An 11,697-nucleotide genomic window follows, 5' to 3' on the forward strand; every position below is an offset into this window, starting at 1 on the left:
GATCTATCGTCCACGAGGTAACGGACATGCTCCAGGCTTTGTTCAATCCGCGCACGTTGCTGTGCCTGCTGGTGGTGGTCAACTCCGGCTTTATCTTCCTGACCGACAACAAGCTGGCGGGGCTGCCGTACCTGCGTGAACTGTATCTGGCCGGTGTGGTGGGCTCGGCGGTGCTGTTGCTGACCATGTGGCAACGCCCTTGGCAGTCACGGGCCAGTATGTGGATCCTGTTCATGGGCGTGGCCCTGCCGGTGATGTCCGCACTGTTCTCCTGGTATCACTTCGAGCAGCCGCTGTTCTACGGCCTGCTCGAAGAGCGCCGCAACTTCCTGTACTTGCTGTTTTTCCCGGCGCTGTACTTGATGCTCAAGGCGCAACCGACCCAGGAACAGCTGGAACGCTATTTCCTGATGGGCGGCCTGGCCTGCGTGGCGGTCGGCTTCCTCTACTACTTCAAGATCGTCCCGGAAAACGCCGCCGTGGCGTTCAACGTCGATGAGAAGGACTACGGCCTGAACCCGTTGCGTCCGGATCGCTTCAGCATCGGCGGCTCTTACGTGTCGCTGTGCGCAATGATGCTGATGTACCGCCTGCGCCGGCGTATCGAGTTGGTGCCGGTATTGCTGCTGGGCCTGTTCGCGGCGTACTTGTGGCTGGTGCTGCAGACCCGTAACACCATGCTGGTATGGACCCTGGCTGCGCTGTGGATCTTCCGCGCGCACCTGCATGTGCTGGTCAAGCTGGGCCTGGCGATGATCGTGGTGGGCGGGATTGCCTACATGGTGATGCCGGCACCGTTCGAGGCACAGTACGAGCGGCTGATGGCCCTGGTGCAGGAAGCGACCGAGCCGGGTGGGGTGCGTGCCGATACCACGGCGATCATTCTGCGCGACACCGCAGCCAACTGGTACGTGGGGATGGGCGCACTGTCACTGCAGTGGCAGGGCGGTTTCTCGCGCCTGTACAGCTCGTATTTCTACTTGTCAGACGTGGGTGTGCTGGGCGTGATGTATCGCTACGGCTTCATCATGCCGCTGATCATTTTGGTGTACTTCGTCGGATTCTGGCGAATCGGTCGGCAGTGCCGGAACAAAGGTGACCTGCTCGCTGCCTTTATCCTGGACATGTGTTTCAACCTGATCAACCTGTTCCTGTCGCCGGCCATGATGTATGACGGCAACATTGCAGCGCTCGCGGTTGCGGCATTCGTCTACTACGGGCAGGTGAGGGTGCCGGCGTCGCAACCGGCCGATCGTCCCCAGGAACGACCGGCCGGCCCAGCGGGCCTGTCGGTTACGTCGGGCCGATAGCCTTGCACTTCGGCTCTTTCAGGTACCTGCCCATGACCGACCATTGAGGGCGGGCCTTGCCGTTGATCGGCTCGACCGCCATGAAGTAGCCACCCCAGTAGGGGCCGCTCGACCAGTAGGTGATCGGCATGCACTGGATGGCCAGGTACTTGTGCAACCGCTCGGCCGCATCCAGCCAGCGCGGGTCGTTGTCAGGGATGCCGAATTCGCCGATGTGGCCCTTCTTGCCATTGCGCTTGAGCCAATCGACGAACGGCTTGACGCGGTTCACAGCGATATCCGGATCCCATTTGCCGGAAATTCGATTCTTGTAGTTACCACTGCCGTCGGGATCGATGTAGATATGCGCGGAAAAGATCAGCTTGTTCGATGGGTCGTTGAGTTTGAGCAACTCATCGTTGTAGTGCGGCCAGCGCTCGGCACTGGACCACGAACGACCCTCGACGTAGATCGGGCGGGTCTTGTCGATCGCCCGTATGGCATCGATGCCGGCTTGCGCCGCAGTCGGCCAGATGGCGTCGGACTCGTCGTGCGGCTCGTTCATCAGGTCGTAGCCGGCCAGTGCACTGTAGGGGCTCCAGCGGCGGGCCATCTGACTCATGAGGTTCTTGTAGTGAGCCACGGTGACGTCCTTGGTACCGATGATCTTGCCGCGGTAGCGCCCGTAGTTGTGCACGTCCAGGATCACCTGCATGTTGGCCTGAGCGGCCTGCACCAGCATCTTGTCGATCAATCTCGCGTAAGTCGGGTCCAATGCTCCGCCCAGCGTAGGTTGCAGCCGCTCCCACTTGAGCGGGAAGCGCACGCTTTGAACGCCCCGACGCTTCCAGTTGGCAAAGAAACCTTCGCGCGGAAAGAAATAGTGCGTACCTTCCACGCCCGGAAACGCATTCTCGGAGAACTCAGCCCCCGAAACGTTGACCTGCGTCATCGGCACATCCGCGAGTGCGGCGCCAGAGCCCAGCACCAACGCCATCGCCGCACTCAGCAGTGTGCGACGAGGGCGTGAGGCATGGAGTTTCGGCACGAAAGGTACTGCGCGCCCGGACACTGCACGTGAATACAACCTTTTGATGTTCATGGGCTCAGCCTATGGATAGAAGACAATCAATTACCACGCTTTAGACGAATAAGCCGAATCGTCCAAGCTCCCGCAGCCTTTCTACGGCGCTGCATTAACGCATTCTAGAACTGATAGGACGGCCTGGATGAAAGTTTTTGGGATAGATTTCTACAAAGGTGACCAAAGGGACCTGATCCGCGCCATCAAGGGCGAAGTGAACAAGCCTTTTGGTTACGTAGTGACCGCCAACGTCAACCACGTTGTGCTGCTTGAAAACGACTCGGTATTCCGCAACGCCTACGACACTGCGGCCTACCGGATCTGCGACAGCCGGGTATTGATGCCGGTGCTGCGCAAGTTCGACGCCGGCGTGCCCGAGGCCATCCCCGGCAGCACCCTGACCGTGTCGATGATGGACGAAGCCCAGCGCGAAGGCTGGACCGTGACGGTCGTCGGCTCGACCACCGACGTGCTGCAGGTGCTGGCCCAGCGCTACCCAGCGGTGACGTTCCTGCACTACAACCCGCCCATGGGCTTCATCGACAACCCGGCGGAGGTGGAAGCCACTTTGCAGTTCGTCGAGCAGCACCGGGCTCAGCTGTTGATCATGTCGGTCGGTTCGCCGCGTCAGGAACTGCTCAGCAAGATGATCGCCGACCGCGGTCGTGCCCATGGCGTAGGCCTGTGCACGGGTGCGGCGCTGAACTTTCTTTCGGGCAAGGTCCAGCGTGCCCCGATGTGGGTGCAGAAGCTTTCGCTCGAATGGCTGCACCGCATTCTCAGCGAGCCGCGCCGCCTGGCCGGGCGCTATTGGCACGACGGGCGGCGTATTTTGCCGATCATCCTGCGGCAACGCTCGCAGCAGCGTCAGTATTCGCAGCAGCGCGACAAGCCCTGAAAACGACAAAGCCACCTATGGGTGGCTTTGTCGTTTCAGGGCGCTGGCCTCAGCGCTTGCCCATGGAGCGGCGGGTACCGTTCGGCGCGCGGCCTGGGGTCTTGTCATGGTTAGACTTGCCCGCGCCGGGGTACCGGGCTGCTTCCTTGGCCGCGAAAGCACCTGGCTTGAAGGGGAAGGTGAAGGCCGGGATCGGCGCCTGGCCATCGACTTGGGCGGCCTCGACGAGCGGCTCGGCATCGGGGTGTTGATTGGCAGGCATGGTGACTCCGGGGCAAGCACGTTGTAAGGGAGGGGCAGTATACCCGAGCCTCCCTTGCAACGCTTGGTGCTGCGTTCGGTGTCTGGATTGGCGCCAGTGTGGCCAGCCAGGCCTGGCGTTAGGCCGGGCAGGCGGTGTGGCCGTTGTCCAGTCCCTGCTTGACGTTGCGCGAGAGCAGGCTGGCCTTGCCGTCGTGCCAGGTCAGGGTGAGCACGTAGACCGAGTCGAAATCGTTGGATTCCCAGTCGTTGGTGATGTTCATCTCCTGACCCACGGCGCGGCCGGCCACTTCGTTGATCAGTTCGGGCAGGTAGCCGTGCGACCAGGCCGTGTAGATGACCGCGTTGTGGTACTTGTCGCGCATCAGTTCCTTGGCCAGGTCCTGGGTGTCATTGGCGCCGTACTCGATGTTCACCGGCAGGCCCAGCTTGATGGCGCTGGGGCTGATGGTCATGAGCGGGCGCAGGTAGCTGTAGGATTCGTCGTTCTCGCCTTCCTCGACGTGCCGACCCGGGTCGGCGGCAAACACGAAATCGGCGTTGCCGAAGCGTTGCGGCAGCACTTCGGCCAGGTTCAGGGCGCGGTTGAGGCCTTGGCAGTTGAGCTGGCCGAGGCCGCCGGCGGGTTTTTCGGCGTGGCGCAGGAACACCAGGGTCTGGGTGCCATCGACGGGCGCTGCACGACTGTCGCTGATCTCGAAGGCGAGGAAGGTGCAGGAGCCGGCCAGGAGCAGGGCGGGCAATGCGTAGTAGTAGCGTTTCAACTGCCGGGCACAGTTGCTCAAAGTTTTCATAGGAAGGTTCTTGAACTCTCTCTGGGTTAGCTGACACACCCGACCAATGCGCGTGGCATGCACGCGCCTGGGCTCTCCCTGTCTTTATTTTTCCTGCCTGTTATCCAGTGGCAGGGGCGACTCTCTGAGTGCGATCTTGCCAGTTTGTTCGACGTTGGCTCCAATCAAGATAGTGGCATTTTGTTTCAGATTGACGACGCCGGGCTGGCGCGCAGGCCAGCGCTCAAAACACCCGCCATGGCGTTGCGGGTGTCGGACAGCGCCTTGCGGAACACCTCGTGCTGCGCCTCGACCCGCCATACCGGACCCACCAGGGCCAGGGCGTACTGACCTTGCGAGGTTTGCAAGGCCACGGCCATGGCGCCCACACCTATCATGTGCTCGTCGGAGTCGCAGGCATAGCCCCGGTCGCGAACCTCGGCGAGTTGTTCGAGCAGGCGGGGCAGGTCTGGCGTGCTCGGCGTCAACGGTTCCAGCACCGGGCCGAGCAACTGTACCACGGCCTCGTCGCTCATCTTGGCCAACAACGCCTTGCCGCCCGAGGTCGCGTAGACGCTGAGGAAGCTCCCCGAAGAAGGCGCTACACGTAATGGCTGCGGCGACACCACCGAGTGCAGCAGCATCAGGTGGGTACCGTTGCGGTTGACCAGCACGGAGGTTTCCCCGGTTCGCTCGGTCAACGCCTCCATATAGGGGCGCACTTGCTGAATGATATCGACGTGGCTGTTGGACGCCAGGCGCATCAACGCCGGGCCCAGGCATACGCCGCCGGCACCCTGGACCTTGAGCAGCTCTTCATGGGCCAGTGCGTCGACCAGGCGCTGGACCGTGGAGCGGGGCAGGTCGATGCGCTTGGCGATGGCGCCCAGGCTCAGACCGTCCGGTTCGCTTTCCAGACAGCGCAGGATGGCTGCCGCCCGAGAGATGACCTGAATACCGTTACGATCATTGTCGCTGCTCATAGAATTTGCCTTTTGTATCACTGATCGGTACATTGTATCGGAATTCAGCAGTTCGCAATAATTTGTTACCCGTCATTCGCAGCAAGCAGGTTCATTTCGTGTCCCCACCTTCTTCTCCTCCCGGTCCGGCGCCGTTCGGCTGGCGTCTAGCCATTGGGCTGGTCGGCGTGCTGATCGCCGCCTTGACGTCTGGCATCAACGACCGGGTCACCGATATCACCCTGGCCGACCTGCTGGGCATCTATGGCTACGGCCACGATGAAGGCAGTTGGATCAGCTCTGCCTATGCAGCGGCCGAAGTGTCGGCGATGCTCCTGGCGCCCTGGTTGGCAGTGACTTTTTCCCTGCGCCGCTTCGCCATCGTGGTCACGGTGGCGTTCGCCGGCTTCGGCGCACTGTGCCCGTTCGCGCCCAACCTGGAAAGCCTGCTGGTGTTGCGCGTGCTTCAGGGCCTGGCCGGGGGCGCGCTGCCGCCGCTGCTGATGACCGCCGCCCTGCGGTTTCTGCCGTGGCACATCAAATTGTACGGGCTGTCGGCCTATGCGCTCACGGCCACGTTCGGCCCCAACCTGGCGATGCCGCTGGCCGCCTTGTGGACCGAGGGCAGCGACTGGCGCCTGGTGTTCTGGCAGATCATCCCGGCGTGCCTGATCGGCGGCGCCTGCATTGCCTATGGCCTGCCTCAGGACCCTTTGCGCCTGGAGCGCTTCAAGCAGGCCGATTGGCGCGGCGCGTTGCTGGGCACGGCCGGCCTGAGCATGCTGATCGTCGGTTTGACCCAGGGCGAACGGCTGGACTGGCTCGAGTCGCCCTTGATCGCCTCGCTGCTGATCGGTGCCGGGGTGTGCCTGCCGCTGTTTCTGCTCAACGAATGGTTTCATCCACTGCCGCTGTTCAAACTGCAGTTGCTGGGGCGGCGCAACTTCGCCTTCGGCATCACCACGCTGTGCCTGTTCCTCTTCGTTGGCATGGCCGGCAGTGCGATTCCCGCAGGCTACCTGACCCACATCCAGGGCTACCGGCCGTTGCAGACCATGCCCACTGCGCTGTGCATCGCCTTGCCGCAGTTGCTGATCGCGCCGCTGGTGGCGTTCGTCATCAACCGCAACTGGGTGGACGCACGCTACGTGATGGCCGCTGGTTTCGGCCTGCTGACCCTGGCGCTGCTGGGTGGCTCGCAGCTCACCGGCGAATGGATTCGCGACGACTTCTACCTGTTACAGGCCTTGCACACCTTCGGCCAGCCGATGGTGGTGGTGCCGTTGCTGATGATCGCCACCGGCGTGATCCATCCACTGGAAGGGCCGTTCGCCTCGTCGATGGTCAATACCCTGCGTGGTTTGTCGTCGGTGGTAGCAGGGGTGGTGCTGGAAAATTTCGTCACCGCCCGTGAGCACCTGCATTCCAACACCTTGCTCGACCAGGTCGGCAACAGCTACCAGAGCCTGTTGCCGCTCTACGGCGAACCGGCCGCCGAACTGGCCGGCCGCGTGCGCGCCCAGGCGTTCGTGCTCAGCTACAGCGACGCGTTTCTGGCACTGCTGGCCTTCATCGCCGTGCTGCTGGTGGTACTCGCCACCCTGCCCAAACGTGCCTATCCACCGCAACCTCCGGTACCGTCATGACACCTGCCACCAAACACCGAACCGCCGTCTCCCTCATTGTCGCGGCCATCTTCGTCTGCGCTGCCTATGGCCTGTACCACGTGCTGCACAGCGATGGTCTGCAGCGCACCGATGACGCCTACATTCGTGCCGACTCGGTACTGGTAGCGCCGCGGGTGGCCGGGGTGGTCACCGAGGTGCTAGTGCAGGACAACCAGTCGGTCAAGGCAGGGCAGTTGCTCGCGCGCCTGGACCCGCGCGACTACCGTGCATCGGTGGCAGCCGCCCGCGCCGACGTCAGTGCGGCACAGGCACAGGTGAAGAACCTGCGCGCCAGCATCGAGCGTCAGGCGGCTGTGATCGACCAGACCAGTGCCGCGACCCGCGCGACGGCCGCGTCGCTGAAGTTCGCCCAGGCCAACGCCCAGCGTTACCGCAACCTGTCCAACGCTGGCGCCGGCACCCAGGAAGAGCGGCAGAAGGCCGAGGCCGAGTTGCAGGGCTGGGAAGCCTCGCGTGACCGCGATGCCGCGTCGCGCGTTGCAGCGCAGCGTACCCTGGATGTGCTCAAGGCCGAGCTGGAAGTGGCCCAAGCAGCGCTGGACAAGGACCGCTCGGCGCTGGAGCAGGCCGAGCTGAACCTGTCCTACACACAGATTCTGGCACCGGTCGACGGCATGATCGGCCAGCGCTCGGTGCGCGTCGGCGCCTATGTCGCACCTGGTCGGCCCCTGTTGGCCCTGGTGCCGCTGCACGAGGCGTTCGTGGTCGCCAACTTCCGCGAGACGCAACTGGCGCACATGCACGCCAATCAGCGCGTGGACATTCAAGTCGACAGCATTCCCGACCAGATTTTTCAGGGTCACATCGACAGCGTTGCGCCGGCCACCGGTCTGTCGTTCGCGCAGATCAGTCCGGACAACGCCACCGGCAACTTCACCAAGGTGGTCCAGCGCATCCCGGTCAAGGTGGTGTTCGAGGCCGATCAGCCCCATCTGGACCGTCTGCGCGTGGGCCTGTCGGTCATCGCGTCGGTCGATACCACCCAGGAGCCCTGAGATGAAACGTGCATTGCTTGCCCTGGCCCTGAGCAGCGTCGCCGCCTGCAGCGTCGGGCCGGACTTTCAGCGGCCCCAGGCGGCGCTGCCTGCGCAGTGGCAGGACCGCGCCGGCACCCGCGCCGACGCGGCGCTGGACACCGCCTGGTGGCAGCAACTGGGCGACCCGCAACTGACCGCGCTGGTCACCCGCGCCGCCAAGGCCAATCTGGATATCCGCTCGGCGGCCAACCGCGTGCAGCAGAGCCAGGCCCTGCGCCAGGTCAGCGGCAGCGAGCAGTTGCCGGGGCTCAGCGCGCGCGGTGGTTACCAGCGCGAGCGCAACAGCGGCGAAGGGTTGAACGACCCGTCCGGGCAGAACGGCCGGGCGCCGTTCGAGCTGTGGAGCGGGGCGCTCGATGCCAGTTGGGAGGTGGACCTGTGGGGCCACGTCCAGCGCAGCGTCGAGATGGCCGAGGCCGACGTGCAGTTCAGCCAGGCCCAGCGCGACGCGGTCGGCCTGAGCATCGCGGCGCGTACCGCCACCGACTACATTCGCCTGCGCGGCGTGCAGGCACGCCTGGCCGTGGCACGGGAAAACCTGGAGATCGCCCGGCAGAGCCAGCGCCTGACCCAGACCCGCTACGAGAACGGCGTCACCACCAACCTGGACACCGCCAACGCCGCCGCGCTGGTGGCCACCATCGAAGCCTCGCTGCCCGTGCTGCAGGCGCAGCAGGACCGCTTGATCAACGCGCTCAGCTACCTGCTGGCCGAACCGCCACGGGCCCTGGCCGACGAGTTGCGCACACCGCGGGCCATTCCCGATCCCGCACCGGACGTGCCCATGGGCTTGCCCTCGGAACTGGCCCAGCGCAGGCCCGACATCCAGCGCAGCGAAGCGGCCCTGCACCGTGCCACCGCGGCCATCGGCGTGGCCAAGGCAGACTTCTACCCGCGCGTCAGCCTGGGCGCCAGCTTCGGCTCCCAGGCCTTGGCCGGCTCGGACCTGGGCAGTTGGGATTCGCGCAGTTGGTCGTTCGGCCCCAGCCTGTACCTGCCGATCTTCCAGGGCGGACGCCTGACCGGCACCCTGGAGCTGCGCGAGCATCAGCAGCAGGAAGCTGCGCTGGACTACCAACGTGTAGTGCTGGCCGCCTGGCACGAGGTCGACGACGCCATGAGCGATTACGCTGCCGAACAGCAGCACCATGCCGCTTTGGGCGAAGCGGTGCGGCAGAACACCGTGGCCTTGGGCACTGCCCGCGACCGCTACAACCAAGGCGCTACGGACTTCATCAACGTGCTCGGTGTGCAGCGCGCGCTGCTGGCCACGCAAAGCCAACTAGTCGACAGCGCTACCGCCGCGGCGATCGACCGTGTGCGGCTGTATCGGGCCCTGGGTGGGGGCTGGCCAAAAGACGCCTGAAGAAGCCGCGATGCCCCCGGCAAGCCGTGCTAGGGTAAGGTCTGTCAGCCAACAGGAGCCTGCCCATGCCCGACCACGTCCCGCTCAAGCTCAGCAACCCGCCCGGCCTTTTCGACCCGGCGCCCTATGGTTACTCCCATGTGGCCGAGGTCGCTGGCGGCAGCAAGTTGTTGTTCATCGCCGGCCAAGGCGGTGAAAGCCTGGACAGCAGCATTTCCCCGGACTTCCAGCTGCAGGCCGGGCAGGCCCTGGCCAACCTGCGCACCGCACTGGCCTGCGCCGGTGCCGATTACTGCCACGTCGCCAAGCTCACCGTGCTGATCGTCGACCATGACCATGAGCGCCTGGCCCTCTGGAGCGACACCCTGCGCGAGGCCTGGGGCGATGCCATGACGCCTGCCTGCACCTTGATCCCGGTGCCGCGCCTGGCCCTGGACGGCATGCTTATCGAAGTCGATGCGGTAGCGGTGATGCCGCAATGAGCGAGTTGATCAGCGCTCTGCGCGGCATTGTCGGCGCTACCCATGTCCTCACCGAGTCGGCCGAGACCGAACGCTTTCGCCAGGGCTTCCGCTTCGGCAGCGGCGCCGCGCTGGCGGTGGTCCGTCCCGGCTCGCTGCTGGAGCAGTGGCAGGTGGTCAAGGCCTGCGTGGCGGCCGATGTGATCGTCATCATGCAGGCGGCCAACACCGGCCTGACCGGTGGCTCCACCCCCGACGGCGGCTACGACCGCGATGTGGTGATCATCAGCACCTTGCGCATGCGCACGGTGCACGTGATCGAGGAGGGCCGTCAGGTCATCTGCTTCCCCGGTTCCACCCTCGATCAGCTGGAAAAGGTCCTCAAGCCGCTGGGCCGCGAGCCCCATTCGGTGATCGGTTCATCCTGCATCGGCGCGTCGGTGTTCGGCGGCGTCTGCAACAATTCAGGCGGCTCGCTGGTGCGCCGCGGACCGGCCTACACGCAGATGGCGGTGTACGCCCAGCTCGGCGCTGACGGCACCTTGCAACTGGTCAACCACCTGGGCGTCGAACTGGGCGATACGCCCGAGCAGATTCTGGGCAACCTCGACGCGCAGCGCTACACCGCCGCCGACATCCAGGCCGACGCCGGGCTGGGTTCCGACCATGGCTATGCGGCCTATGTGCGCGAGGTCGATGCGCCCACCCCCGCGCGTTTCAATGCCGACCACCAGCGCTTGCACGAAGCCAGTGGCAGTGCCGGCAAGCTGGCGGTGTTCGCCGTGCGCCTGGACACCTTCGCCGCCGAGCGCGACACCGCCGTGTTCTACATTGGCAGCAACGACACCGCCGACCTCACGCAGATTCGCCGGCACATGCTCGAACACTTCGACGAGCTGCCGATTGCCGGCGAGTACATGCACCGCGACGCCTACGACGTGGCCGCCGAATACGGCAAGGACACGTTTCTGATGATCCACCACCTGGGCACCCAGCGCCTGCCCAAGCTGTTTGCCTTGAAGAGCCGCGCCGACACCTTCCTCAAGCGTTTTCCCTGGCTGCGCGCGAACCTCGCCGACCGGGTGCTGCAAGTGGCCGCGCGCTGCTTTCCCGACCACCTGCCGCCGCGCATCCGCGACTTTCGCCGGCGCTACGAGCACTACCTGATGGTCAAGGTATCGGCCGGCTCGGTGGAGCCGACGCAGAAACTATTGGAGGAACTGTTCGCCGGGCGCGACGGTGATTTCTTCCGCTGTACCGCAGAGGAGGGCAGCAAGGCCTTTCTCCACCGCTTCGCTGCCGCGGGCGCCGCAGTGCGTTACCGCGCCGTGCACGACCGCGAGGTGGAAGACATCGTGGCGCTGGACATCGCCCTGGCGCGTAACGATCGACAGTGGTTCGAGACGCTGCCCGACGACATCGAGCGGCAGATGATCGTCAAGCTCTACTATGGGCATTTCTTCTGCCACGTATTCCACCAGGACTACATCCTGCGCAAGGGCAGCGATTGTCTGGCGGTGGAGCATCGCATGTGGGCGCTGCTCGATGAGCGCGGCGCGGAGTATCCGGCCGAGCACAACGTCGGCCATCTATACCCGGCCAAGCCGGCGCTCAAGGCCTTCTATCAGCAACTGGACCCCTGCAACGCCTTCAATCCGGGCGTCGGCCAGACCTCCAAGTGCCGCCACTGGCAGGAATGACTGCGGCGTCCCTTTCGCGGGTAGAACCCGCTCCCACAGGGTCACCGTTGTTTCTTGTTCACGGTGGTACCGCCGTTTCTTGTGGGAGCGGGCTCTGCCCGCGAAGGGCTCGACGCGGTGCATCTGGTCGACCGCGGCGTCCCCTTCGCGGATAGAAGGCTCAGCCGCCCGCCCCGCT

General features: G+C 64.6%; 11 protein-coding genes. 7 read left to right on the forward strand and 4 right to left on the reverse strand.

Annotation, left to right across the window (positions count from 1 at the left end):
- Positions 1-26 precede the first annotated feature (26 nt).
- Complete coding sequence (locus tag LT40_RS08445; RefSeq protein ID WP_052393343.1) at positions 27-1,310, forward strand: hypothetical protein; 1,284 nt, start codon at positions 27-29, stop codon at positions 1,308-1,310.
- Here the strand turns inward: LT40_RS08445 and LT40_RS08450 are convergent.
- Positions 1,294-2,241, reverse strand: a complete 948-nt coding sequence (locus LT40_RS08450) for a glycoside hydrolase family 5 protein (protein ID WP_237749295.1) — start codon at positions 2,239-2,241, stop codon at positions 1,294-1,296. The two genes, LT40_RS08445 and LT40_RS08450, sit on opposite strands and share 17 nt — an antisense overlap.
- 277 nt (positions 2,242-2,518) lie before the next feature.
- On the opposite strand from LT40_RS08450, the gene LT40_RS08455 reads away from it, so the two are divergent.
- Entirely contained in the window at positions 2,519-3,271 is a 753-nt protein-coding gene (locus LT40_RS08455) for a WecB/TagA/CpsF family glycosyltransferase (RefSeq protein ID WP_043188830.1), read from the forward strand.
- A gap of 49 nt (positions 3,272-3,320) precedes the next feature.
- Here the strand turns inward: LT40_RS08455 and LT40_RS08460 are convergent, their stop codons facing one another.
- From LT40_RS08460 to LT40_RS08470, 3 genes are all read right to left on the reverse strand, one after another.
- Positions 3,321-3,533 carry a hypothetical protein gene (locus LT40_RS08460; RefSeq protein WP_043188832.1) on the reverse strand — a complete coding sequence of 71 codons (213 nt, stop codon included), beginning with the start codon at positions 3,531-3,533 and terminating at the stop codon, positions 3,321-3,323.
- Between the two features lie 118 nt (positions 3,534-3,651).
- Positions 3,652-4,326, reverse strand: a complete 675-nt coding sequence (locus LT40_RS08465; protein ID WP_043188834.1) for a hypothetical protein — start codon at positions 4,324-4,326, stop codon at positions 3,652-3,654.
- 185 nt (positions 4,327-4,511) lie between these two features.
- A complete protein-coding gene (locus LT40_RS08470) occupies positions 4,512-5,288 on the reverse strand; it encodes an IclR family transcriptional regulator (protein ID WP_043188837.1) in 777 nt (258 codons plus the stop codon).
- Between the two features lie 74 nt (positions 5,289-5,362).
- Between LT40_RS08470 and LT40_RS08475 the strand changes: the two genes are divergently transcribed.
- The 5 genes from LT40_RS08475 (at position 5,363) to dld (ending at position 11,519) form a co-directional block, all read left to right on the forward strand.
- Positions 5,363-6,913, forward strand: coding sequence for an MFS transporter (locus LT40_RS08475; protein WP_420329686.1), 1,551 nt, complete (start codon positions 5,363-5,365; stop codon positions 6,911-6,913).
- Positions 6,910-7,950 (forward strand): HlyD family secretion protein, encoded by a 1,041-nt coding sequence (locus LT40_RS08480; RefSeq protein WP_043188840.1) that lies wholly within the window; start codon positions 6,910-6,912, stop codon positions 7,948-7,950. The genes LT40_RS08475 and LT40_RS08480 overlap by 4 nt, the downstream gene beginning before the upstream one ends.
- A gap of 1 nt (position 7,951) precedes the next feature.
- Positions 7,952-9,358, forward strand: a complete 1,407-nt coding sequence (locus tag LT40_RS08485) for an efflux transporter outer membrane subunit (RefSeq protein ID WP_052393346.1) — start codon at positions 7,952-7,954, stop codon at positions 9,356-9,358.
- Positions 9,359-9,423: 65 nt separating this feature from the next.
- Positions 9,424-9,840 (forward strand): RidA family protein, encoded by a 417-nt coding sequence (locus LT40_RS08490; RefSeq protein ID WP_043188843.1) that lies wholly within the window; start codon positions 9,424-9,426, stop codon positions 9,838-9,840.
- A complete protein-coding gene (gene dld, locus LT40_RS08495) occupies positions 9,837-11,519 on the forward strand; it encodes a D-lactate dehydrogenase (protein WP_043188845.1) in 1,683 nt (560 codons plus the stop codon). The genes LT40_RS08490 and dld overlap by 4 nt, the downstream gene beginning before the upstream one ends.
- Positions 11,520-11,697: the final 178 nt, after the last annotated feature.

This window comes from Pseudomonas rhizosphaerae (assembly GCF_000761155.1).
Taxonomy (GTDB): domain Bacteria; phylum Pseudomonadota; class Gammaproteobacteria; order Pseudomonadales; family Pseudomonadaceae; genus Aquipseudomonas; species Aquipseudomonas rhizosphaerae.

Coding starts and splice junctions, on each gene's coding strand:
- LT40_RS08445 (WP_052393343.1), top strand. CDS start 27: ATGCTCCAGGCTTTGTTCAATCCGCGCACGTTGCTGTGCCTGCTGGTG.
- LT40_RS08450 (WP_237749295.1), bottom strand. CDS start 2,241: ATGACGCAGGTCAACGTTTCGGGGGCTGAGTTCTCCGAGAATGCGTTT.
- LT40_RS08455 (WP_043188830.1), top strand. CDS start 2,519: ATGAAAGTTTTTGGGATAGATTTCTACAAAGGTGACCAAAGGGACCTG.
- LT40_RS08460 (WP_043188832.1), bottom strand. CDS start 3,533: ATGCCTGCCAATCAACACCCCGATGCCGAGCCGCTCGTCGAGGCCGCC.
- LT40_RS08465 (WP_043188834.1), bottom strand. CDS start 4,326: ATGAAAACTTTGAGCAACTGTGCCCGGCAGTTGAAACGCTACTACTAC.
- LT40_RS08470 (WP_043188837.1), bottom strand. CDS start 5,288: ATGAGCAGCGACAATGATCGTAACGGTATTCAGGTCATCTCTCGGGCG.
- LT40_RS08480 (WP_043188840.1), top strand. CDS start 6,910: ATGACACCTGCCACCAAACACCGAACCGCCGTCTCCCTCATTGTCGCG.
- LT40_RS08485 (WP_052393346.1), top strand. CDS start 7,952: ATGAAACGTGCATTGCTTGCCCTGGCCCTGAGCAGCGTCGCCGCCTGC.
- LT40_RS08490 (WP_043188843.1), top strand. CDS start 9,424: ATGCCCGACCACGTCCCGCTCAAGCTCAGCAACCCGCCCGGCCTTTTC.
- dld (WP_043188845.1), top strand. CDS start 9,837: ATGAGCGAGTTGATCAGCGCTCTGCGCGGCATTGTCGGCGCTACCCAT.